Below are 23,757 nucleotides of genomic sequence, written 5' to 3'. Positions count from 1 at the left end.
TCTCCTACTGGTAGGACCACCTCAACCGATGGCTCCAATCTAGCCAGGCAAAGCCGTCAATAACCAGCCCTTTGCAGAAAAACTGGTAGGACCAGTGAACGACGCGCTCGACCAGGGCCGTTGGCACGTGCAGGCTGCACCGGTGACCGCTTTGCCAACAACAACAAAAACGTTGCCGAGTGAGCCGATGAATATCCTGTACGACGAACGCGTCGATGGCGCGCTGCCCACCGTAGACCAGGCGGACCTGTTGCAGGCGCTGCGCAAGGCCCTGCCAGACCTCGATATCCTGTACCGCGGAGAAGACCTCAAACCCTACGAATGTGACGGCCTGTCGGCCTATCGCACGGTACCGCTGCTGGTGGTGCTGCCCGAGCGCCTGGAGCAGGTGCAGGCCTTGCTCAGGCTCTGCCACCAGCGCGGCGTACCCGTGGTAGCCCGTGGCGCCGGCACCGGCCTGTCGGGCGGCGCCCTGCCGCTGGCCAAGGGGGTCCTGCTGGTAATGGCGCGCTTCAACCGCATTCTGGAGGTCAATCCACAGGGCCGTTACGCCCGTGTGCAACCCGGCGTGCGCAACTTGGCCATCTCCCAGGCGGCCGCCCCGCACGGTATGTACTACGCACCAGACCCGTCCTCGCAAATTGCCTGCTCCATCGGTGGCAACGTTGCCGAAAACGCCGGAGGCGTGCACTGTCTGAAATACGGCCTGACCGTGCACAACCTGCTCAAGGTGGAAATCCTCACGGTAGAAGGCGAACGCCTGACCCTCGGCAGCGATGCGCTGGACAGCCCAGGCTTCGACCTGCTGGCACTGTTCACGGGCTCCGAAGGCATGCTCGGCATCGTCACGGAAGTGACCGTCAAGCTGCTCCCCAAGCCCCAGGTGGCGCGGGTGCTGCTGGCCAGTTTCGACAGTGTCGAGGACGCCGGTCGGGCAGTCGCCGAAATCATCGCTGCCGGTATCATTCCCGGCGGCCTGGAGATGATGGACAACTTGGCCATCCGCGCCGCCGAAGACTTCATTCATGCCGGGTACCCGGTGGACGCGGCAGCCATCCTGTTGTGCGAACTGGATGGCGTCGAAGCCGATGTGCATGACGATTGTGAACGGGTGGCCGCCGTCCTGGCGCACGCCGGGGCCCGCGAAGTACGGCTGGCCCGCGACGAAGCGGAGCGCGTGCGTTTCTGGGCCGGGCGCAAGAACGCCTTCCCGGCGGTGGGACGCATCTCGCCGGATTACTACTGCATGGACGGCACCATCCCGCGCCGCGAACTGCCACGGGTACTCAAGGGCATCAGTGACCTGTCCGCGGAATACGGCCTGCGCGTGGCCAACGTGTTCCATGCCGGCGACGGCAACATGCACCCGCTGATCCTGTTCGATGCCAACCTGCCAGGTGAACTGGAGCGTGCCGAAGCCATCGGCGGCAAGATCCTCGAACTGTGCGTGGCGGTAGGCGGCAGCATTACGGGCGAGCACGGCGTAGGCCGCGAGAAAATCAACCAGATGTGCGCGCAGTTCAACAGCGACGAAATCACCCTGTTCCACGCGGTGAAGGCCGCCTTCGACCCGCAGGGCCTGCTCAACCCCGGCAAGAACATTCCCACGCTGCACCGCTGTGCCGAGTTCGGTGCCATGCATGTGCACCATGGGCAACTGCCCTTCCCCGAGCTGGAGCGCTTCTGATGAGCATGGACCGCGACAACAGCCAGGCCCTGCTGGAGCAGGTCGGCCAGGCGCTGAACCAAGGCACACCGCTGCGTATCCAGGGCAGTAACAGCAAAGCCAGGCTGGGCAACCTTGTAGCTGGCGAAGTACTCGACACCCGCAGCCACCGTGGCATCGTCAGCTACGACCCGACCGAACTGGTGCTCACCGCCCGCGCCGGCACACCGCTGCGCGAGATCGAAGCGGCGCTGCACGAAGCCGGCCAGATGCTTCCCTGTGAACCGCCACACCTGGGCCCGGACGCCACCTTGGGCGGCATGGTCGCCGCCGGCTTGTCTGGCCCCCGGCGGCCATGGGCCGGGTCGGTACGTGATTATGTACTGGGCACGCGGGTGATCACCGGCCACGGCAAGTTGCTGCGCTTTGGTGGCGAAGTGATGAAGAACGTGGCCGGTTACGATGTATCACGGCTGATGGTGGGCAGCTTCGGTTGCCTGGGGTTGCTGACCGAGGTTTCGTTGAAAGTACTGCCCCGGCCGCGCCAGTGCTTGAGCCTGCGTCTGCCAATGGGCCGGCATGAGGCGCTGGCCGAGTTGGCCGAATGGGGCCAGCAGCCTCTGCCGATCAGCGCGGCTTGCCATGACGGCGAAGCGCTGTACCTGCGCCTGGAAGGCGGCGAAGGCTCGGTTCAGTCGGCACGCCAGCGACTGGGCGGCGCAACCCTCGACAGCGGTTTCTGGAGCGACCTGCGCGAGCAGCGCCTGGCATTCTTCAACAGCCCTGCACCGCTGTGGCGCCTGTCACTGCCCAACGCCACCGGCGAGCTGGACCTGCCCGGCCAGCAACTGATCGACTGGGGTGGAGCGCAGCGCTGGCTCACGTCCAGCGCACCGGCACAGGCCATTCGCGACCTGGTCGCCAACGTGGGCGGCCACGCCACCTGCTACACCGCTGGAGCGGACAGTAGCCCGCCGCTGCCCGCTGCACTGATGCGCTACCACCAGACGCTCAAGCAGCAGCTCGACCCCCAGGGCGTGTTCAACCCTGGCCGCCTGTACCCGAACCTGTGAGGCCAGACCATGCAAACCAACCTGAGTGAAGCCTCCCGACGCCTGGCCCGCGCCGACGAGGCGCAAAGCATCCTGCGCTCCTGCGTGCACTGCGGTTTCTGCACCGCCACCTGCCCCACCTACCAGTTGCTGGGCGATGAGCTGGACGGCCCGCGCGGGCGCATCTACCTGATCAAGCAACTGCTCGAAGGCGAGCCGATCACGGCCAGCACGCAACTGCACCTGGACCGTTGCCTGTCCTGCCGCAACTGCGAAACCACTTGCCCCTCGGGGGTGAAATACCACGACCTGCTGGACATCGGCCGCGCCGTGGTCGAACAACAGGTGCCGCGCCCGCTCGGTCAGCGCCTGCTGCGCCAGGGCCTGCGAGCCGTGGTGCCACGCCCGGCGCTGTTCAAGGCCCTGACCCGTGGCGGCCAGGCCTTGCGCCCGCTGCTGCCGGCCACACTCAAGCGCAAACTGCCGGCACGGGTGGTCGCCCCTGGCCAGCGCCCGGCACCGCGCCATGCACGCCGGGTGTTGATGCTGGAAGGCTGCGTGCAGCCAGCCTTGTCGCCCAACACCAACGCCGCCGCCGCGCGCCTGCTGGACCGCCTGGGCATCAGCGTGCAGCCGATCCACCAGGCCGGCTGCTGTGGCGCGGTGGACTACCACCTCAATGCCCAAGAGCAAGGCCTGCAACGTGCACGGCGCAATATCGACGCGTGGTGGCCTGCCATCGAAGCGGGGGCCGAGGCCATTGTGCAAACCGCCAGCGGCTGCGGCGCGTTCGTGCGTGATTACGGCCATCTATTGGAGAAAGACCCCCGTTACGCCGCCAGGGCCGCGCGGGTCAGCGCCCTGTCCCGCGATCTGGTAGAAGTGCTGCGCGATGAGCCGATCGAGCAACTAGGCCTGTGCGCCGAACAGCGCCTGGCCTTCCATTGCCCTTGTACCCTGCAGCATGCCCTGAAGCTGGGCGGCGCGGTGGAAGCGCTGCTGACGCGCCTGGGCTTTACCCTCACCGCTGTGCCGGACGGCCATCTGTGCTGCGGCTCGGCGGGCACCTATTCGCTGACCCAGCCCGAATTGTCACTGCAACTGCGTGACAACCGCCTCAACGCACTGGAAAGCGGCAAACCGCACGTCATCGCCACCGCCAACATCGGCTGTCAGGCCCACCTCGACGGGGCCGGGCGTACGCCGGTACGGCACTGGATAGAAATTGTCGAAGCAGCCTTGAACCCGGAGCCCCCCCATGCATAGCAAGTTCGTGATCGGCCAGGCCGAAGTCGCCCGCGTATTGGCCGCCGCCCGCCAGGAAGCCCTGGCCCAACACTGGAACGTCACCATCGCCGTGGTTGACGACGGTGGTCACCCGCTAGCCCTGGAGCGCATGGACGGCTGTGCGCCAGCCAGTGCCTACATTGCCGTGGAAAAGGCTCGGACCTCTGCGCTGGGGCGCAAGGAAACACGGGATTACGAAGAGATGGTCAATGGTGGCCGCACTGCATTTGTCACTGCACCGCTGCTGACCAGCCTGGAAGGTGGCGTGCCGTTGCGGGTGGACGGCCAGGTGGTGGGTGCCATCGGTGTGTCCGGGGTCAAGTCCGAGCAAGACGCCCAGGTGGCCAAGGTCGGGGCAGCTGTTCTGTAAATCCTGTGCTGGCCTCTTCGCGGGCTCACCCGCGAAGAGGCCAGCACAGGCACCCCATTTCCTGAAAACTGAACATCGAGCGGACAGACAATGCCAAACCATCAACTCCAGATAGCCCCCATCCTCCAGCGCTTCATCGAAGACGAAGTGCTCCCCGGCACCGGCATCGAAGCCGCCCCCTTCTGGCAAGGCTTCAGCACCCTGGTCCACGACCTCGCCCCGCAAAACCGTGCACTGCTCGCCGAACGCGAGCGCCTGCAGGCCGAACTGGACAGCTGGCACCGCCAGCACCCCGGCCCAATCCGCGACATGGTGGCCTACCAGCACTTCCTGCAAGGCATCGGCTACCTCGTGGATGCCCCCGAAGACGTGCAAATCAGCACCCACAACGTCGACCGCGAGATCGCCGTACAAGCCGGCCCGCAACTGGTCGTGCCGCTGAGCAATGCCCGCTACGCCCTCAACGCCGCCAACGCCCGCTGGGGTTCACTGTACGATGCCCTCTACGGCACCGATGCCATCGCCGAAACCGCGGGTGCCGAGCGCGGCCAAGGCTACAATCCGGTGCGCGGCGCCAAGGTGATTGCCTATGGCCGGCAATTCCTCGATACCTCAGCCCCGCTTGCCGGCGCCTCACACAGCGACGCCAAGGCCTACGCGATCAACCAGGGCGCACTGCAGGTCACCCTGGCCGATGGCCGCCAGGTTGGCTTGCAAAACCCCGCGCAAATGCGTGGCTACCAAGGCGAGCCAAACACGCCTACTGCGATCCTGCTGCAGCACCACCAACTGCATTTCGAAATCCGGATCGACCCGGCCAACATCATCGGCCAGCAGGACCTGGCCGGGGTCAAGGACATCCTGCTGGAAGCCGCACTGACCACCATCATCGACTGCGAAGACTCAGTGGCAGCCGTCGATGCCGACGACAAGGTCAATGTCTATCGTAACTGGCTGGGACTGATGAAAGGCGACCTCAGCGAGCAGGTCAGCAAGGGCGGCAAAACCTTCAGCCGCACCTTGGCCGCCGACCGCCAGTATCACGGTGCAAACGGCCAGCCACTGACCTTGCCTGGCCGTTCGCTGCTGTTCATTCGCAACGTTGGCCACCTGATGACCAACCCGGCGATCCACGACCGCGATGGCCGGGAAATTCCGGAAGGCATCCTCGATGCCGTGGTCACCAGCCTGATCGGCCTGCACGATCTCAAGCGCCGAGGCAACTCGCGCGAAGGCAGCCTGTACATCGTCAAGCCGAAAATGCACGGGCCGGCCGAAGTGGCCTTTGCCGACCAGCTGTTCGGTCGCGTCGAGTCCCTGTTGGGCCTGCCCGCGCATACCCTGAAGATGGGCATCATGGACGAAGAGCGGCGCACCAGCGTCAACCTCAAAGCCTGCATCGCCAGTGCTGCATCACGGGTGGTGTTCATCAACACCGGCTTCCTCGACCGCACCGGGGACGAGATGCACAGCGCCATGGAAGCCGGTGCCATGCTGCGCAAGGGCGACATGAAAGGCAGTGCCTGGATCCAGGCCTACGAACGTAGCAACGTGCTGGTGGGGCTGGCCTGCGGATTACGCGGCAAGGCACAGATCGGTAAGGGCATGTGGGCCATGCCCGACCTGATGGCGGCCATGCTCGAACAGAAAATTGCCCAGCCCAAGGCCGGTGCCAACACCGCTTGGGTGCCCTCACCGACGGCCGCAACGCTGCATGCGCTGCATTACCATCTGGTAGACGTGGCAGCGGTGCAGCAGGCGCTGGAAGCAGTCGATCTGAACGCCCAGCGCCACGCATTGCTGAACGACCTGCTCAGCATACCGGTCAGCCCAGAGCGGCCCTGGAGTGCCGACGATATCCAGGCTGAACTGGACAACAACTGCCAAGGCATCCTCGGTTACGTGGTGCGCTGGGTCGAACAAGGGGTCGGCTGCTCCAAGGTACCGGACATCCACGATGTTGGCCTGATGGAGGACCGTGCCACCCTGCGTATTTCAGCGCAGCACATCGCCAACTGGCTGCACCATGGCGTGGTGGGTGCCGAGCAGGTCGAGGCGACTCTGCAACGCATGGCCAAGGTGGTAGACCAACAGAATGCCGGGGACCCGGCGTACCGGCCAATGGCGGCCAACTTCGAGGCATCGCATGCGTTTCGCGCCGCCCGAGAGCTGGTGTTCAAGGGGCGCGAGCAACCTAGTGGCTATACCGAGCCGTTGCTGCATGGCTGGCGGTTGCAGTTCAAGCAGCAGGTTCAACGCTAGCCCAAGCTGCGCGGAGCTGCTGGCGCGGCCTTGTGTTGCGCCGGCAGCAAACATCTGCCGCCGGCCCGTCAGGGGTGGTATTCCGGCGCCCTCAGAAATTTCCCACAACGTTCTCGGAAGCATCCTGCTTGCTGCCTCTGCACGCAAAAAACAAGATCGGCACTGGAAACCGCAAGGTCGCGATCCAGAGGAGGCTCCGTATGCACCGTTACGCCCGCTCCATTGCCGAACTGCGCAGCAGCTTGTGCGAAATGCTGGCCCATGACATCTGCAACCCCGAAGAGGATCCGCACCTGTCGGGGGTGATGTTCTTCTGCGCCACCGACGAACACTCCCGGCAACTGGTCGAGCGAATCGAGTTGCTGGCCAGCGAGGTGTTCTTTGACCGGAACGGGCGGGCCATCGCGGAACACCTGAAAGCGGCCGCAGTCGATGGCGTGCGCATCAAGCGCAACCGCAAGGCGCCAGCGGATGAAACGGTGATACGCATCGCAGTCGCCGACAAGGGCTATATCACGGTGAGTACGGCCCGGCTCTGAGATATGTGGCCGCTTTGCGGCCCCATGCCCTTGTCTGGCCAATCCGCTATCCTGAGCACTCCCCCGCTCCGGACCGCCCCATGGAACTGCACATTCGCCTGGAAGGCCGCAAAGGCCTGGCCGACCAGCTCTATCAGCAACTGCGCGCCGGGATCGACAGTGGCCACCTGGCCGCCGGCACCCAGTTGCCACCCACCCGCTTGCTGGCCGAGCAACTGGGCGTGTCACGCAAGACGGTGGCCGAGGCCTATTCGCGGCTCACCTACGACAACCTGCTCAGCGGTGTGGTCGGCCGTGGCACCTTCATCACGCCGCGCCAACCGCTGCGTAGCCATGAATCAACCACCATCCCCCTCGCCGGCGCTTTGTCCCTCGAGCGCTGGCAGCAGCGCGCTACCGTGCTCGGCCAACGCCAACTGCAAGCGCCCTCCCGCTATGACTTTATCGGTGGTGCGTCGAGCAAGGCGCAATTTCCGTTTGACCAGTGGCGCAGCTGCCTGAACTACGCCCTGCGCCGCAGCCAACGCCACCCCGAGCGGCAGTTTCCGGCCCAGGGCCTGCCGGAGCTGCGCGAGGCCATAGCCCACCACATCGCTTACGCCCGCGGCGTGCACTGCAGCGCAACCGACCTGCTGGTGTGCAACGGCGCCCAGCAAGCGCTGGACCTGATCGCCCGGGTATTGGTGGAACCCGGTTGCCAAGTGGCCATGGAAGACCCCGGCTACCCGCCCGCCCGGCAACTGTTCCTGGCCCTTGGTGCACGCGTGCAGTCCGTTCCGGTGGATGATGAAGGCCTGCGGGTCGAGCACATCACCGATGGCACCCGGTTGATCTATGTAACGCCGTCGCACCAATTCCCGCTGGGCATGCCCATGAGCGAGCCACGTCGGCACGCCCTGCTGGCCCGGGCGGCTGAGCTGGGCGCGTTGATCATCGAAGACGACTACGATTGCGAGTTCCGTTACCACGGGCCGGCAGCGGACGCATTGCAGCGCCTCGACTGCCATGGTCTGGTGGCCTATGTGGGAACCTTTTCCAAGACGTTGCTGCCCGAGCTGCGGCTGGGCTATGCCGTGTTGCCGCCTGCCGTGCTGCAGGCGGCCTGCGTGGCCAAGCACCTCAGTGACTGGCACAGCCCGACCTTGCTGCAGTGGGCGCTGGCGCGCTTTTTGGGCGAAGGCCACCTGAACAAGCACATCCGCCGCTGCCACGAGGTTTACAGCGCCCGCCGCGAACGTATCCTGGCGCGTTTGGGCAGCGACCTGTCACCGTGGTTCAGCGCCATCCCCGCCAGCGCGGGCTTCCACCTCAGCGCGCTGGCCAAGCCCGGGGTCGATGTCGAGTTGCTGGCCAACCTGGCCCGCAAGGTGGAGGTGGGCCTGTATTCGCTGGCGCCGTTTTTCAGCGAAGCACCGATACGCCCGGGGCTGTTGCTGGGCTTTGGCGCTATCGAGCTGCTGGACATCGACCCGGCACTGGACCGGGTGCGCGATACCCTGCAACGCCTCAGCTGACCGGCGCGGCCCTGCCCGTCGCGGGCGCGCGCGCGACGGCCGCAGCATAGCCACGCGGATTGAAACACGCGGTTACCAACAGCATCGCCATCACGGTCACGGTCAGCAGCGTCCACGATGCCTGGAAGTCGCCACTCACGTCACGCAACCAGCCGGTGATGTACGGCACGATACCGGTGATGATAAAGCCGATCCCCTGTACGAATGCCGCCAGGCTGCCGGCCTCCGCAGGCGTCTTGAGGTGCTCCAGAGTCAGCGTCAGGCTCTGGCTGAAGCAGGCACCCAAGCCAAAGCCGATCATGGCGACCCACAGTCCTGCAGCCACCGTGGGTGCCAGCAGCAGGCCGAGAAAGCCGGCCAGCTGAATCGCCAGCGCCAGCCAAAGGCCTGGGCGCCGGTCTGCCCAGCGCCGCAGCAGCAGAGGCAGGCCGAGCGCACCGGCCACCTGGAAAATGGTCATCAGGCCCACCAGGTCGGCGCCGCCCTGGGCGCTGCCACCGTGCTCGATATGGTAGGCGGGCAACCAGGCCACCATGCTGGTGTAGCCGCCATTGATCAGGCCGAAGTACAAGGCCAGCAACCACGCCCGGCGAGTGCCAAACCAGTGTCCACCCGCGGCGCCCGCCAGCCTCGGTGCTTCCTGACGAGGCCGCAGCACGGCCCAGGCCAGCACCGCCAGCACGGCCGGGGCTGCCCACAGGCCCAGGCCGGCCTGCCAGTGGCCGAAGTGGCCACTGACATGTGGCCCAAGCACGGCCGCCAGGCCGCCGCCCGTCATCAGTGCCGCCGAATACAGGCCCATCGCCCCGGCCAGCCGCCCGGGGAACCATCGATTGACCAACCCTGGCATCATGCCTTGCACCACCGCCACGCCCAGGCCAGCGACCACTGCACTGGCAATCAACGCCCACGCGCTGTCCAGTTGCAGCCGCCACAGGCAGGCCAGGGCAATCGCAGCCAGGCCACCGACCATGCCGCCATGCTCGCTGATCCAGCGCCGCAGCCAGGGTTGCAGCAACGGTACCAGCCCCATGCACAGCACCGGCAACGCTGTCAGCAAGGCGGCCTGCTGGTAGCCCAGGCCAGTGCTGGCACGCATAGGTTCGAGTAACGGGCCGATACTGGTCAGGATCGGCCGCAAGTTCAGCGCCAGCAGAATCACCAGCAACAGGTTCAACGCAGCTCTCATTGTGAATTGGTTCTCTTGTAGCAAGACCCGGCCATTATCCCGGCTCGGTCAGCCTGGCAGAAATGAAGAGATTGGATGCCTGTCAGTGGCCACCTGAATGGTCGATTGGCCTCCTGCATATGCGCAGGATTGGCTATCGGGGTGGCCAAAGGGCGGCACTACAGTAGTGCCATTCCCACCCCACACCCTTTGGAGACAGCCATGCACAACCGTATCGAATGGGCCAAGCACGCCCCCGAAGCCTACAAAGCCATGGTCGGCCTGGAGCAGGCCCTGGCCAAGAGCGGCCTGGAGAGTTCCCTGCTGGAGCTGGTGCGCCTGCGGGCATCGCAGATCAACGGCTGCGCCTACTGCGTGAACCTGCATGCCAACGATGCGCGCAAGGCCGGCGAGACCGAGGCACGCTTGCAGACATTGAGCGTATGGCGTGAGACCGCGTACTTCACCCCGCGTGAACGTGCGGCACTGGCCTGGGTCGAGAGCCTGACCCGCTTGCCTGAGCAGGGCGCACCGCAGGGGCAATATGAAGCCCTGCAGGAACATTTCGAACCGGCCGAAGTGGCCAACCTGACCCTGGCAATTGCCACGATCAATGCCTGGAACCGCTTTGGTGTCGGGTTTGCGATGGTGCCGGCCTGATCATTAATGGGTAGCCGGTACAGGTGACACATCAACGCCCAGCCAACCGAGCCCGATAGCTACCGGGGCTCTGCCCCGTCCACTTCTTGAACGCCCGGTGAAACGCACTGGGCTCCTGGAACCCCGCCTGCTCGGCGATTTCGGCGATGCTTAAGACTCCTTCACGCAAGCGCTCGAAGGCCATCGCCCGGCGCACCTCATCCTTGATCTGCTGGTATGACCGCCCCTCCCGGTCCAACTGCCTGCGAAAGGTACTGGCGCTAACCCCCTGCTGCTGCGCCAGCGCCGCCAATGTCGGCCACTGGCCATAACGCAGTGCGCGCAAGCGCCGGTACACCTCGGCCACCAGCCCGTTCTGGTTCCGAAAGCGAATCACCAGCCCCTGTGGCGCAGTGCGCAGGAAGGTTTTCAAGGCTGGCAAATCCTGTACCACCGGCAACCGCAGGTAGGCACTGTCGAATTCCACCTCGGTACGGCCGCTGCCCAGGCGCAGGTCTGGCCCCCACAGCAGCAGGTCGTCCTCCTGGGCCGGGCGCGACACCGCCAGTTCGGTACGGTCGATGGCAATGCGCCGCCCGGCCAGCCAGCACAGCATGCCGATCATCAGCACCAAATACGTTTCCTCGGCATACACCCGGGTCAGCGGGTCGGCAATGATCGACTGCACGCTGATCTGCGCCCGACCACCACGTACCGTCAGGCTGCCACGCAGGTCCCGCAGGAACAGGCCGAAGCCGCCCATGCACTGGCGCAAGGCCTTTTCCAGGTTCGGTTCAAGTATCAAGCCCCGGCAGATGAGGGCAAAGCTGCCCAGCGGCATGCCATGGCTGTCGAGGCAGAAAAACTCGTCGTCCAGCCGTTGAATCATCGCCAGCCAGAGCTGGGCGAAGGCCTTGGCCGGCACGCGTGCCTGGGGCTGTTCCAGCAGCTGTGGGTCGATGCCCACGGCACGCAGCTGTGCATCACGCTCGGCGGGGCTGTCGCGCAGGGCATGGAGCATGGCGTTGAGAAAGTACACGGCGACCGAATCGCTATCGCGCATGGCGGTTTTCGCTGTCTATGCTGAGTGGCAAAAAGTGCCAGGTTGTTTGAACAGTTCCGGCATAGGCTGCAACGGAACCTTTGCCTAGACTCGATCCCACTCCGGGACCGCCGGCCATTCTCGCAGAGCCTGGCCCCGTCCCGCCATGCCTTCGCAATCGGAGCCCCTATGAGCAACGCAGAAATCTACGTCGTCAGTGCCGTCCGTTCAGCCATTGGTGGCTTTGGCGGCTCCCTCAAGGACCTGCCGCTGGCCGACCTGGCCAGCACCATTACCCGTGCTGCCATCGAGCGTTCGGGCCTGGCCGCCGATCACGTTGGCCATCTGGTGATGGGCACGGTAATCCCCACTGAGCCGCGTGACGCCTACCTGGCCCGTGTGGCAGCAATGAACGCCGGCATCCCCAAGGAAACCCCGGCGTTCAACGTCAACCGCCTGTGCGGCTCGGGCCTGCAGGCCATCGTTTCGGCAGCCCAGGGGCTGTTGCTGGGGGACACCGACGTGGCCGTTGCAGCCGGTGCCGAATCCATGAGCCGTGGTCCATACCTGCTGCCACAGGCACGCTGGGGCGCGCGCATGGGTGACCTGCAAGGCATCGACTACACCGTTGGCGTGCTGCAGGACCCGTTCCAGCATTTCCACATGGGCATCACCGCCGAAAACGTCTCGGCCAAACACGGCATCACCCGCGAAATGCAGGACGAACTGGCCCTGACCAGCCAGCGCCGCGCCGCCCGCGCCATTGCCGAAGGCCGCTTCGACAGCCAGATCGTGCCGCTGGAACTGAAAACCCGTAAAGGCAGCGTGCAATTCAGTGTCGACGAGCATGTACGTGGCGAAGTGACCGCTGAACAACTGGCCGGCATGAAGCCGGTGTTCAAGAAAGACGGCACCGTCACCGCCGGCAACGCCAGCGGCATCAACGACGGCGCCGCCGGCCTGGTGCTGGCGACGGGCGACGCCGTGCGCCGCCTGGGCCTGAAGCCGCTGGCCCGCCTGGTGGGTTACGCCCACGCCGGTGTCGAGCCTGAACTAATGGGCCTGGGTCCGATCCCGGCCACCCGCAAGGTGCTGGAAAAGACCGGGCTGCAGGTCCAGGACCTGGACGTGATCGAGTCCAACGAAGCGTTCGCCGCCCAGGCCTGCGCCGTGGCCCGCGAGCTGGGCTTCGACCCGGAAAAGGTCAACCCCAACGGTTCGGGCATTTCCCTGGGCCACCCGGTAGGCGCCACGGGCGCGATCATCGCCACCAAGGCCATCCATGAACTGCAGCGCATCCAGGGCCGCTACGCGCTGGCCACCATGTGCATCGGTGGTGGCCAAGGCATCGCCGTGGTCTTCGAACGCGTCTGAGGGAGGCTGACACATGAGCATTGAACAGATCGCCGTGATCGGCGCCGGCACCATGGGCAACGGTATTGCCCAGGTGTGTGCAGTGGCCGGCTACCAGGTGTTGCTGGTGGACGTGTCCGACGCGGCACTGGAGCGTGGTGTGGCCACCTTGAGCAAAAACCTCGAGCGCCAGGTCAACAAAGGCACCCTGGAGACGGACAAGGCCGCAGCCGCCAAAGCCCGCATTCGCACCAGCACCGACTACACCCAGCTCAGCGGTGCGCAGCTGGTGATCGAGGCCGCCACCGAGAACCTGCAGCTCAAGCAGCGCATCCTGCAGCAAGTGGCCGCCAACGTCGCCGCCGACTGCCTGATCGCCACCAACACCTCGTCGCTGTCGGTCACCCAGCTGGCCGCCAGCATCGAGCACCCCGAGCGTTTCATTGGTGTGCATTTCTTCAACCCAGTGCCGATGATGGCACTGGTGGAAATCATTCGCGGCCTGCAGACCAGCGACAGCACCTATGCCCAGGCGCTGGTGGTGACCGAAAAGGTCGGCAAGACACCGATCACCGCCGGCAACCGTCCGGGCTTTGTGGTCAACCGCATCCTCGTGCCGATGATCAACGAAGCGATCTTCGTGCGCCAGGAAGGCCTGGCCAGCGCCGAGGACATCGACACCGGCATGCGCCTGGGCTGCAACCAGCCCATCGGCCCACTGGCCCTGGCCGACCTGATTGGCCTGGACACGCTGTTGGCAATCATGGAGGCCTTCCATGAGGGCTTCAACGACAGCAAGTACCGCCCTGCCCCGCTGCTCAAGGAAATGGTCGCGGCCGGTTGGCTGGGGCGCAAGAGCGGTCGCGGCTTCTTCACCTATTGAGGACCCTGCGCCATGCCCCCGGTCAATGCCGCAATGCGCTGTGCCAATTTTGAAGAGCGACGTGACCGGGCCATGGCGCTGTTTGCCGAAAAGGGCTTTGGCCAGGTCAGCATGCGCGAGCTGGCGGCCCATGTGGGGCTGACTGCAGGCTCGCTGTACCATCACTTCCCGAGCAAGCAGGACTTGCTGTACGACCTGATCGAGGAGTTGTACGAAGAACTGCAGGCCACCCTGGACCAGGGCCGCCGGGCCATGGCGCGCGGGGCCTCGGCGTTGAGTTGCCTGATTACGGCGCACTGGCAGTTGCATGCCGAGCGGCCCATGCAGTTTCGGCTGGCCGAGCGGGATTTGTGCTGCCTGAGTGACGAGCAGCGGGCGCGTTTGGCGTTGTTGCGTTCGCGTTACGAGGCCGGGCTGCTGAGGCTGATTGCGCCGCAGGCGAAGCTGCAAGGGGAAGCCCTGGTGGCGACGGCGCATGTGGTGGCGACGCTGCTTAACCAGTTGCCGGGGATGTTGAAGGCACTGCCTGAGGAACAGGGAGTGGGGTTGATGGAGAGTATGTTGGTAGGGGGTATTGAGCGGACCCTGAGGTAGCCTGTTCCGGCCTCTTCGCGGGTAAAACCGCCAAGAGGCCGGAACAGGTTAACGCAGCAGGCTCTGGATCTGCTCATGCAAGGTATCCAGGTCAAACGGCTTGGCCAGGATCGGTGCCTTGCGGGTGATCGGGCTGCCCGATTCCAGAATCTCCGCCGGGTAGCCACTGATGAAGATCACCTTCAGGTCCGGCCGTAACTTCACCGCAGGCTCGGCAATCTCCACTCCGGAGATGCCACCCGGCAGGCGGAAGTCCGTCACCATCAGGTCCAGGTGCGGTTTGCTGGCCAGGATGGAAAACGCCTGCTCGCCATCTTCGGCCACCAGCACGTGATACCCCTCGCCCGCCAGGTAGTCACGCAGAATCATGCGAATCGCCGGTTCATCCTCGACGATCAGCACCACGTCTTGTGCATCTTCACTCATGTTAACGCCTTGAAATGCTTACAGTTGGCCATCAGACCGCAGGCTCATGCAGAGGTTGCCCGCGCCTGGTCGTTTTGTTGTTCGTAGGTTGCCAGCGGCAGCTGCAAGGTAAAAGTGGCACCCTTGCCCTCTTCACTGTCGACCCGGATGCACCCGCCATGAGCCTGCACGATCTGCTCCGATATATACAACCCCAAGCCCAATCCGCCGCTGGCTTGCTGGGTGGCCACCCGCTCGAACTGCTGGAAAATGCGCTGCTGGTTGGCCGCACCAATGCCGATACCCTGGTCCTGCACTTGCACGCACGCCAGGCCGTCCTGTTCGAACACCCGTACCTGCACCGGCTTGCGCTCACCATATCGCAAGGCATTGGACAACAGGTTGACCACCACTTGTTCAATGCGAAATTCGTCCCACTCACCGTGCAGCGGTTCGCAACGGTGTAGCTCGATACGCGTGTCCAACGCAGTGGCCTGGGCAGCGAAATTCTCCACCAGTCCACCTACCAGCTGGCTCAAGTCGAAGGCCTTGGGCCGTAGCGACAGCTTGCCGGTGCGGATACGCGACACATCGAGCATGTCTTCGATCAGGCGGATCAGGCTGTTGATCTGCCGTTCATCGCGCTCGACCATCGCCTGCAGCTTCTGGCCACTGAACGCGGCCAGGTTGCCGCGTGCCAGGTGCATCTTGCGCAGCTGGGTTTCCAGGATCAACCCATTGAGCGGCGTGCGAACCTCGTGGGCGACAATCGACATGAAGTCATCACGCATTCGCACGGCATGTTCCAGCTCGCCTCGCGCCGTCTGCAACTGGGTCAACAACAGTTCCTGCTCCTGGCGGCTGCGCTCCAGCGCCTGCAACTGGCGGTCGAGCACCTTGCGCTGGCGGTACAAGTCGACGAACACCGACACCTTGCTCTTCACCGCCAGGGTGTCGAGCGGCTTGTGCAGGAAGTCCACCGCCCCGCTTTCGTAGCCCTTGAAGGCATAGTTCATTTCGCGTCCGGCCGCAGTGACGAAGACGATGGGAATGTTGCGGGTCTTTTCCGTACCACGCATCAGCTCAGCCAGCTCGAAGCCATTCATGCCTGGCATTTGCACATCGAGAATGGCCAGGGCGAACTCGTGTTCGAGCAGCAGCGACAACGCGGCTTCCGCCGACTGGGCCTGATGCACCTCGCGGTCTTCGCCCTGAATCAGGGCGTCCAGGGCCAGCAGGTTCTCCGGCAGATCGTCGACGATCAGCAGTTTGGCGATGGTGTGGCTTAGCATGCGCTGGGTTCCAGGGCGGCGAGCAACTGCTCGATGCCACTCAGAGAAAGTATATGGTCAGGCTGGTGCAGGGCCAGGGCAGCCTCAGGCATCAGCGCAACCTGTGCGTCACGGGGGTCCTGGACGATGGTCCGGCCCCCGCTGTTCTTGATGTAGGCCAGCCCTTCGGCGCCATCTTCATTGGCACCGGTAAGCAGCACGCCGAGCAGGCCATCACCGTAGGCGTCTGCCGCCGACGTGAACAGGAAATCGATCGATGGCCGGGAAAAATGCCGCGGTGGCTCCTGGCTCAGCGACAGGGTGAAGTCGCGTTCCACCGACAAGTGGTAGCCAGGCCCGGCTACATACACCTGCCCGGGCTTCAGCGGTTGCTTGTCGCGCGCCTCGCACACAGGCCGCTGCAAGCGCCGTTGCAGCACCTCGGCCAACTGACTGTGACGGTCATCCGGCAGGTGCAGCACGCACACCACCGGGATGCCATAACCGGCGGGCAACGCGCCGAGCACGGTGAACAACGCCGTCACGCCGCCTGCCGAGGCGCCAATCACCACTGCGCGTACGCCCTTCATGATTTACGGTAGATCCGTTCAGGCTTGACCAGCGGCTCGAACCGGTCGCTGTAGGCCGAAAAGTCCACCGACTCCTTGCTGCCCAGCACCAGGAAGCCGCGGTGGCACAGGGATTCATGGAACAGGCCCAGGGCACGGTCTTGCAATTCCTTGTTGAAATAGATGAGTACGTTGCGGCACGACACCAGCTGGGTTTCGGAAAACACGCTGTCGGTGGCCAGGCTATGGTCGGCGAAGGTCACGTTGTCGCGCAGGGTGCTGTCCATGATGGCGTTGCCATAGGCCGACGTGTAGTACTCGGAAAAGTCCCTGCGCCCGCCCGCGATGCGGTAGTTTTCGGCGTACTCGCGCATGCTCTGCATCGAGTAGATGCCCTGCTTGGCCTTGTCCAGCGAATGCGGGTTGATGTCGGTGGCGTAGATGATGGTGCGCTCCAACAGGCCTTCCTCGCGCAGCAGGATGGCCATGGAGTACACCTCCTCACCCGTGCTGCAACCCGCAATCCACACCTTGATCGAAGGCCAGGTGCGCAGCAGCGGCACCACTTCGTTGCGCAGCGCCAGGAAGTGCCCCGGGTCGCGGAACATTTCGCTGACCGGGATCGTCAGGTACTGCAGCAACTGCATGAACATGCCCGGGTCGTGCAGCACACGCTCCTGCAGCGCCGACACCGTCAGGCAGTCGAGCTGGCGCAGCGCGTGCAGGATCCGGCGCTTGATCGAAGCGCCGGAATAGTTGCGGAAATCGTAGCTGTACTTGAGGTAGATGGCCTCGATCAGCAAGCGGATCTCAATGTCGGTGTTACGTTCGCTAGTCAAATTCGCTCCAGTTGCGGCAGCCATACACGGATCAACGAGAACAGGCGGTCCAGGTCGATCGGTTTGGCCAGGTAATCATTGGCCCCGGCCTGCAGGCAACGCTGCTGGTCATCCTTCATGGCCTTGGCGGTCACGGCGATGATCGGCAGCTTGCGCCAGCGCGGTTGCTGGCGGATCAGACGGGTGGCTTCGAAGCCGTCCATTTCCGGCATCATCACGTCCATCAGCACCAGGTCGATGTCGTCATGCTGCTCCAGGCGCTCGATGGCTTCACGCCCGTTGCGGCCGATTTCCACTATCGCGCCCTTGTGCTCCAAGGCACTGGTGAGGGCAAAGATGTTACGCACATCATCGTCCACCAGCAGTATCTTACGGCCTTCGAACACCTTGTCGCGGCTGCGTGCGGTCTTGAGCATGCGCTGGCGTTCATTGGACAACTGCGACTCTACCTTGTGCAGGAACAGCGTGACTTCGTCCAGCAGGCGCTCCGGCGAGCGTGCGCCCTTGATGATGATCGAACGCGAATACTTGAGCAGGTCGGCTTCTTCTTCGCGGGTCAGGTTGCGACCGGTATACACGATCACCGGCGGGAAGGAACGGATATCCTCGGCGGTCATGCGCTTGAGCAGCTCGTTACCGAGCATGTCGGGCAACTTGAGGTCGATGATCATGCAGTCGTAGATGTTCTCGCGCAGCAGCTCCAGGGCGTCCTGGGCCATGGCCACCGCAGTGATTTCCACGTCATCGTCGCCAATCAGGCGGGCAATGCTTTCGCGCTGCAGGTCGTCGTCTTCCACCAGCAGGATGTGCTTGAGCTTCTGGGTCAGCTTGGCCTCCAGGCGGGCGAACACCTCTTTCAGCTCGTCGCGGCTGGTGGGTTTGACCGCGTAGCCGACAGCGCCCATGTGCATGGCGGCCTCGACCCGGTCTTCGACAGAAATGATATGCACCGGGATGTGCCGAGTGCTGGCTTGCTCCTTGAGGCGCTGCAGCACCGTCAGGCCGGAATGGTCGGGCAGGCGCATGTCCAGCAGGATCGCATCGGGGATGTACTGGGCGGCCAGCTCGAACCCTTCGTCGGCGCCCTGCGCCACCAGGCAGCTGTAACCCAGTTCATGGGCCAGGTCGAAGAGGATGCGGGCGAAGTTGGGTTCGTCTTCGATCACCAGGATGCAGCGGTTGCCGAACGGCGCGCGCTCACGGTCGTCGTCAAACGCCGGCAGCGGGTGCTTTGGCGCAGCCGGCACCGGCACCTGGGGGGCGGCGGGCGGCAGCGTGTCGACCGCCGGGCGCAGGCTGAGGGGCTCCACACTGTGCCCCACACTTTCGTAGTGTTCTGGCAGGATCAGGCTGAACACACTGCCTTTGCCAGGGCTACTGTCAACGCTGATCTGCCCGCCCAGCAAATGCGCCAGGTCGCGCGAGATCGACAGGCCCAGGCCTGTGCCGCCGTAACGTCGGTTGCTGGTACCGTCGACCTGATGGAAGGCACCGAAAATGGCCTGCTGCTGGTCGGCGGCAATGCCAATGCCGGTATCGCGCACAGCGAAAACAATGCCAGTGCCAGCCTGGTAGCCGATGTTCAGGCTGACCTGGCCACGCTCGGTGAACTTGACGGCATTGGACAGCAGGTTCTTGAGGATCTGCTCCAGGCGCTGGCGGTCGGTGTACAGGGTGGCGGGTACATTCGGTTCAGCGTTTACCTCGAAGGCCAGCCCCTTGTGCCCGGCGAGCGGTTCGAACATGCCGCGCAGGCCCTCGACCAGGCGTTCCACCTGTGTGCTTTCAGGGCGCACCTCGAGCTTGCCGGCCTCGACCTTGGCAATGTCGAGAATGTCGTTGATCAGGTTGAGCAGGTCATTGCCGGCCGAATAGATCGAATCTGCGAACTTGACCTGTTCTTCGCTCAAGTTGCCTTCGGCGTTTTCCGACAACAGTTTGGCCAGAATCAGCGAGCTGTTCAGCGGCGTGCGCAGCTCGTGGGACATATTGGCCAGGAACTCGGATTTGTACTTGCTCGAGCGCTGCAACTCGTCGGCGCGCGCCTGCAGCTCGTGCTGAGCCTGCATCAGCTCATCGTTTTTCAGGTCCAGCGCCTCTGTGCGTTCGGATAACTGCTCGTTGGTCTGCTCCAGCTCCGCCTGCTGAGTTTCAAGGTGGGCCTGAGACTCCTTGAGCACACGGGATTGTTCTTCCAGCTCTTCGTTGGCGGTTTTCAGCTCTTCCTGCTGCACTTGCAGCTCTTCGTTCAACTGCTGGGTTTCGGCCAGCACTTCCTGCAGGCGTTGGCGGTAGCGGGCACTTTCGATGGAAATGCCAAGGTTGCCGGCAATGCGTTCCAGCATTTCGGCGTCGCGGTCGTCCAATGGGCGCAGGAAGCCCAGTTCCAGCACGCCATTGATCTGCCCGTCGTCGCTGACTGGCAGCAACACGGCGCTGCGTGGCAGGCCACTGCCCAGGCCGGAACTCAGCTGGTAATACCCTTGCGGCAGTTCTTCCAGATGCAGCAGGCGCCCTTCACGTACGGCCTGAGCCAGCAGGCCGTCGTGATCGCCCTTTACCTGCTCCCGGGCTTGCTCTTCAGCACTCAGGCCATAGGTGGCCACGCGCACCAGGCGGCCATGGTCATCGCGTACATACACCGCCCCCACCACACTTCCCAGGTAGTCGGCAAAGAAGCGCAGGATGTTGTCACCCAACATGGACAGGGTCAGCTGCCCCAGCACCTGTTCGGCCAGTCGGGTCTGGCCATTGCGCAACCAGGCCTGGTGTTCCAGGCGCTCCGCCGCACGCTGCTGGGCCTTGAAGTTTGCTTCGTAACTGCCCGACAACGCCAGCAGGTCACGCCGGCCCAGGTAGGCCAACAAAGCGCTGAGGCCGACGAGAAGCAGCACGAACACTGAAATGGCAGTGACGGTAACGCTGCTGACTTTCTCGTTGCGGGCCATGCGTAATTGCTGTTCGGTGCCGATCAGGCCGTCGAACTCCTTGCGGATCTCGTCGGTCAGGCGCTTGCCCCGGCCATTGCCGATCGACGCCTGGTAATCGCCCTGGCTGCGGCGCAGGGCGATCATCTCGCTGCCGAAATTGTTCCAGGCTTGCTGCAGGGCAACCAGCCGGTCGATGCGGTCGACCTGCTGCGGGTTGTCCTCGACCAGGCCGCGCAGGCTTTGCAAGCTGCCCAGAATGCGTGGTTTTGCCACCTCGTAGGGGTCAAGGAAGCGCTCGTCGCCGGTGATCAGGAAGCCGCGCATGCCGGTTTCCATGTCGATCGACAGCTTGAGCGTCTCGTTGGCATTACCGATCACCCGGTCGGTATGCTCGACCCACTGCATGGCCGACAGCAGGTAGTTGATCACCGCGACAAAGGCCACGGCGCCCAACAGGCCAACCCCCAGAGGAAGACCGATGTTGCGGCTCAACAGCTTGCGAAAGCTTCGTTGGTCCATCGAGGCTGATTGCATCATGTGAAAGGGCCCGAGCAAGAAAAGTCCATTGAAAAGCGTGGCGGATCTACCGCTATCGTTATCTGCCACTGCACCGTCCTGTTAAGCGAGTCTAACCAGCTTTGGCGGGTCTGGCAGGGCATTTAGCCAGTATTTGAAGGTGGCGTGCGCCAATCGTTCCATCTGATTGCATGGATCGGTATCCTCGGGAACTTCTGGTGCCGACCGGAGCACAGATTAAAGACATTCATTGCACAGGACCTGAAACATGCACCTTCTGGTAGTCGAAGACGACGACATCGTACGTATGCTGATGGTCGAAGTGCTCGAAGAGTTGGGCTACGAAGTGATCCAGGCAGAAGATGCCGCGGCCGCCCTGCGGGTACTCGAAGATCCGAGCCAGGCGCTGGCACTGATGATGACCGATGTGGGTTTGCCGGACATGCGTGGCGAAGCACTGGCGGGTAAAGCGCGCGAATTGCGGCCGCTGCTGCCTGTGCTGTTTGCCAGTGGTTATGCAGACAGCCTCAATGTGCCCGAGGGCATGCACATGATCGGCAAGCCGTTCAGTATCGACCAGTTGCGGGACAAGGTGGTGGCCATTCTCGGCCCGGTTTGAGATGGGGTCGTCTGTACCGGCCTCTTCGCGCGCGCAGGCAATACACCTCACAACTACCTGCGCAACAGGTAGGTATCCATGATCCACCCCTTGCGCCGCCGCTCCCGCTCACGCACTTCCAGAATCTGCGCCTTCACCGCCTGTAGCGGCCCGGCAATCAGCACTTCATCCTCGGTCCCCAGGTAAGCGCCCCAGTAGATGACCAACGCCGGGTCATCAAGCTGGGCAAACGCGCACTGCCCGTCGAGCATCACCACCACGTTGTCGATAGGCCCCTGTTCGGTCAGGCGCCGCCCTGGCAGCACGGTCAGCGGCTCGCCAATGCGGTTGAGTGGCACCTGATGACGTGCAGCCAGCGCCTGCACACTGCTGATGCCAGGGATAATCTGCAGGCGCAGCGCCACGCCGCGTTCACGGACCAGGTCGAGTATGCGCAAGGTGCTGTCGTACAGGGTCGGCTCGCCCCACAGAAGAAAAGCGCCGGTTTCGCCGTCGCCAATTTCCTGTTCGATCAACTGCCCATACAGCGCAGCCCTCTGCCGGTGCCAAGCCTGCACCGCTGCCAGGTAATCATCCGCCCGGGCGTCGCGCAAAGGGTCGGCTACCTGTAGCAGGCGATAGCCGCCCTCAGGCCGGTAGCGTTGCAGAATGCCCGTGCGCAGACGCACCAGTTCATCCTTGTTGCGACCTTTGTCGAGCACGAAGAACACACTGGCCTTTCGCAACGCATCGACTGCCTCATAGGTGACCTGGCGCGGGTCACCCGGGCCGATGCCGATCAACAACAGATTTTTCATTGTCCTGCCCTTTGCGGGAACCAGCCGCCATTGTCAGTTGGCTGCTGGTATTTGGCAAAGCAGTCGCTTAGAAGATCGAGAAGTTATAGCTGACAATTACCCGTGTCTCGTCCATGTCACGCGCCCACTTCTCGTAGTTACTGCGGTAAGTGGAATTACGCAGGCGTACACTGACATCCTTGAATGTGCCACTTTGCACCTGGTACTTGAACTCAGTGTCGCGTTCCCATTCCTTGCCTTCAGCCGTGCTGCCCGGCACCTTGATATTGTCGCCGTTGATGTAACGGGTGAAGAAGGTAAGGCCGGGCACACCCAGCGCCTTGAAGTCATAGTCATAGCGCACCTGCCAGGAGCGCTCCTGGGCGGCGGCGAAGTCGTTGACCTGCGCGTAGTTGACCAGGTACGGGTTGCTGCCATCCAGATACGGCATGGCGCTGTCGCCATACATGCGTTGCCAGCCGGCACTGATCTTGTGGCCCCCCAGGCTGTAGCCGAGCATGCCACTGAAAGCGCGGTGGTCGATTGCCCCGGCGCGGGCATTGCCGATGTCGTCACTCTTGATCAGCCGCAGGTCGGCCGACAGGCTACCCACTGCCAACGGCTGGCTGGCCACCAGGCCGAGGAAGTGCTGGCGGTAGATATTCTCCAGCTTGGCCACCTGGTACTGGGCGCTGAAGCGCTCGTTGAAACGGTAATCGACACCGGCCAGGTCGAAGTGGTCGGCTTCGATATCGCAGGCATAGCGCTTGTTCTTGCAGTGCACGCGAATGTCCTGGCGGTCGGTGGAATCCCGAGCGGTGTATTTGTCCAGGCGAGCCAGGGTGAACTTCAGATCGTGCAGTTCTTCAGAGGTGAGCATGGCGCCATGGAACATGGTCGGCAGCAGGCGGCCATCGTTGTACTTGAGCAACGGCACATCCGGCATCATCGAACCGTACTTGAGCACGGTGTTGGAGACCTTGACCTTTGCCGCCAGGCCCATCTTCGCGTACTGGTCGGCCGAGTGCCGTGGGTCGTGGCCGGAAGACGGCAGCAAACCACTGTTACTGTCGGCCGGGCTGGAATCCAGTTTGAAGCCGACCATACCCAGTGCATCCACACCAAAACCTACCGGGCCCTGGGTATAACCCGACTGCACATTGAGGATGAAGCCTTGTGCCCACTCTTCGCGCTTGGACGCACCCTGGCTGGAACTGCTGTGGCCGTCACGGAAATCCCGGTTGAAATAGACATTGCGTGCTTCAAGCTTCGCACTGCTGTCTTCCATAAAACCGGCGGCCTGGGCATTGACGCCGGCACACAACAGGAACAGGCCGGCAACACGACGCCCGGGGGCGAGGGGGAAAGGGGCAAACATGCGAGGAAACATCCAGAATGAAAACGGGTTAACAACCTGTGGCACGTGTTGGCCACGGTACTGCGACAGGCCAGAACAGTAGCCG

21 protein-coding genes are annotated in these 23,757 nt (G+C 63.6%); 12 read left to right on the top strand and 9 right to left on the bottom strand.

From position 1 onward, the window contains the following. Window positions 1–187 precede the first annotated feature (187 nt). The 7 genes from glcD to FHW75_RS18250 all read left to right on the top strand — a co-directional run bounded on the left by glcD (window position 188) and on the right by FHW75_RS18250 (window position 8,690). Entirely contained in the window at window positions 188–1,687 is a 1,500-nt protein-coding gene (glcD, locus tag FHW75_RS18280; protein WP_019098607.1) for a glycolate oxidase subunit GlcD, read from the top strand. Further along, window positions 1,687–2,739 (top strand): glycolate oxidase subunit GlcE, encoded by a 1,053-nt coding sequence (gene glcE, locus FHW75_RS18275; protein WP_025752652.1) that lies wholly within the window; start codon window positions 1,687–1,689, stop codon window positions 2,737–2,739. Before glcD ends, glcE begins: the two co-directional genes overlap by 1 nt. A 9-nt stretch (window positions 2,740–2,748) precedes the next feature. Continuing rightward, window positions 2,749–3,984, top strand: a complete 1,236-nt coding sequence (gene glcF, locus FHW75_RS18270; RefSeq protein WP_027608887.1) for a glycolate oxidase subunit GlcF — start codon at window positions 2,749–2,751, stop codon at window positions 3,982–3,984. Next, window positions 3,977–4,375 carry a heme-binding protein gene (locus FHW75_RS18265; RefSeq protein ID WP_019099230.1) on the top strand — a complete coding sequence of 133 codons (399 nt, stop codon included), beginning with the start codon at window positions 3,977–3,979 and terminating at the stop codon, window positions 4,373–4,375. The genes glcF and FHW75_RS18265 overlap by 8 nt, the downstream gene beginning before the upstream one ends. Window positions 4,376–4,465: 90 nt before the next feature. Beyond that, the gene (locus FHW75_RS18260; RefSeq protein WP_025752658.1) at window positions 4,466–6,637 is read left to right on the top strand and encodes a malate synthase G; all 2,172 of its coding nucleotides are present in this window, start codon (window positions 4,466–4,468) and stop codon (window positions 6,635–6,637) included. Between the two features lie 200 nt (window positions 6,638–6,837). Then, complete coding sequence (locus tag FHW75_RS18255; RefSeq protein ID WP_019099228.1) at window positions 6,838–7,176, top strand: hypothetical protein; 339 nt, start codon at window positions 6,838–6,840, stop codon at window positions 7,174–7,176. 80 nt (window positions 7,177–7,256) lie between these two features. Then, the gene (locus FHW75_RS18250) at window positions 7,257–8,690 is read left to right on the top strand and encodes a PLP-dependent aminotransferase family protein (protein ID WP_159266300.1); all 1,434 of its coding nucleotides are present in this window, start codon (window positions 7,257–7,259) and stop codon (window positions 8,688–8,690) included. Here the strand turns inward: FHW75_RS18250 and FHW75_RS18245 are convergent. After that, entirely contained in the window at window positions 8,683–9,879 is a 1,197-nt protein-coding gene (locus FHW75_RS18245) for a cyanate transporter (protein WP_027608885.1), read from the bottom strand. The genes FHW75_RS18250 and FHW75_RS18245 overlap by 8 nt on opposite strands. Window positions 9,880–10,080: 201 nt before the next feature. Here FHW75_RS18245 and FHW75_RS18240 point away from each other — a divergent pair, with 201 nt between their 5' ends. Next, on the top strand, window positions 10,081–10,518 hold the full coding sequence (locus FHW75_RS18240; RefSeq protein WP_019098769.1) for a carboxymuconolactone decarboxylase family protein: 438 nt from the start codon (window positions 10,081–10,083) through the stop codon (window positions 10,516–10,518). A gap of 31 nt (window positions 10,519–10,549) precedes the next feature. Here the strand turns inward: FHW75_RS18240 and FHW75_RS18235 are convergent, their stop codons facing one another. After that, entirely contained in the window at window positions 10,550–11,560 is a 1,011-nt protein-coding gene (locus FHW75_RS18235; RefSeq protein ID WP_019098768.1) for an AraC family transcriptional regulator, read from the bottom strand. 168 nt (window positions 11,561–11,728) lie between these two features. Between FHW75_RS18235 and FHW75_RS18230 the strand changes: the two genes are divergently transcribed. The 3 genes from FHW75_RS18230 to FHW75_RS18220 are packed head-to-tail and all read left to right on the top strand — an operon-like array spanning window position 11,729 to window position 14,369. Continuing rightward, window positions 11,729–12,913 carry an acetyl-CoA C-acyltransferase family protein gene (locus FHW75_RS18230; RefSeq protein WP_027608884.1) on the top strand — a complete coding sequence of 395 codons (1,185 nt, stop codon included), beginning with the start codon at window positions 11,729–11,731 and terminating at the stop codon, window positions 12,911–12,913. Window positions 12,914–12,926: 13 nt separating this feature from the next. Then, window positions 12,927–13,775 (top strand): 3-hydroxybutyryl-CoA dehydrogenase, encoded by an 849-nt coding sequence (locus tag FHW75_RS18225; RefSeq protein ID WP_019099464.1) that lies wholly within the window; start codon window positions 12,927–12,929, stop codon window positions 13,773–13,775. A 12-nt stretch (window positions 13,776–13,787) separates the two neighbouring features. Continuing rightward, window positions 13,788–14,369, top strand: coding sequence for a TetR/AcrR family transcriptional regulator (locus FHW75_RS18220; RefSeq protein ID WP_019099465.1), 582 nt, complete (start codon window positions 13,788–13,790; stop codon window positions 14,367–14,369). 48 nt (window positions 14,370–14,417) lie between these two features. On the opposite strand, the gene FHW75_RS18215 is transcribed toward FHW75_RS18220, so the two are convergent. From FHW75_RS18215 to FHW75_RS18195, 5 genes are read right to left on the bottom strand one after another with little or no spacing between them, the layout of a single operon-like run. Then, window positions 14,418–14,795 (bottom strand): response regulator, encoded by a 378-nt coding sequence (locus tag FHW75_RS18215; protein WP_183674197.1) that lies wholly within the window; start codon window positions 14,793–14,795, stop codon window positions 14,418–14,420. 44 nt (window positions 14,796–14,839) lie between these two features. Next, window positions 14,840–16,066 (bottom strand): hybrid sensor histidine kinase/response regulator, encoded by a 1,227-nt coding sequence (locus tag FHW75_RS18210; protein WP_019099466.1) that lies wholly within the window; start codon window positions 16,064–16,066, stop codon window positions 14,840–14,842. Then, window positions 16,060–16,635 (bottom strand): chemotaxis protein CheB, encoded by a 576-nt coding sequence (locus FHW75_RS18205; protein WP_019099467.1) that lies wholly within the window; start codon window positions 16,633–16,635, stop codon window positions 16,060–16,062. Before FHW75_RS18205 ends, FHW75_RS18210 begins: the two co-directional genes overlap by 7 nt. Continuing rightward, window positions 16,632–17,453 (bottom strand): protein-glutamate O-methyltransferase CheR, encoded by an 822-nt coding sequence (locus FHW75_RS18200; protein ID WP_183674195.1) that lies wholly within the window; start codon window positions 17,451–17,453, stop codon window positions 16,632–16,634. The genes FHW75_RS18205 and FHW75_RS18200 overlap by 4 nt, the downstream gene beginning before the upstream one ends. Then, window positions 17,450–20,920 carry a response regulator gene (locus FHW75_RS18195; RefSeq protein ID WP_161751176.1) on the bottom strand — a complete coding sequence of 1,157 codons (3,471 nt, stop codon included), beginning with the start codon at window positions 20,918–20,920 and terminating at the stop codon, window positions 17,450–17,452. Before FHW75_RS18195 ends, FHW75_RS18200 begins: the two co-directional genes overlap by 4 nt. Window positions 20,921–21,167: 247 nt before the next feature. Between FHW75_RS18195 and FHW75_RS18190 the strand changes: the two genes are divergently transcribed. After that, on the top strand, window positions 21,168–21,518 hold the full coding sequence (locus tag FHW75_RS18190) for a response regulator (protein WP_019099469.1): 351 nt from the start codon (window positions 21,168–21,170) through the stop codon (window positions 21,516–21,518). Between the two features lie 53 nt (window positions 21,519–21,571). On the opposite strand, the gene cobF is transcribed toward FHW75_RS18190, so the two are convergent. Next, a complete protein-coding gene (cobF, locus tag FHW75_RS18185) occupies window positions 21,572–22,315 on the bottom strand; it encodes a precorrin-6A synthase (deacetylating) (protein WP_025752672.1) in 744 nt (247 codons plus the stop codon). A 67-nt stretch (window positions 22,316–22,382) separates the two neighbouring features. Then, window positions 22,383–23,672 carry an OprD family porin gene (locus tag FHW75_RS18180; RefSeq protein WP_019099471.1) on the bottom strand — a complete coding sequence of 430 codons (1,290 nt, stop codon included), beginning with the start codon at window positions 23,670–23,672 and terminating at the stop codon, window positions 22,383–22,385. Window positions 23,673–23,757: the final 85 nt, after the last annotated feature.

This window comes from Pseudomonas sp. OG7, from assembly GCF_014192825.1.
In the GTDB taxonomy this organism is placed as follows: Bacteria; Pseudomonadota; Gammaproteobacteria; order Pseudomonadales; family Pseudomonadaceae; genus Aquipseudomonas; species Aquipseudomonas monteilii.
This window is presented reverse-complemented; position numbering and strand designations above follow the sequence as displayed.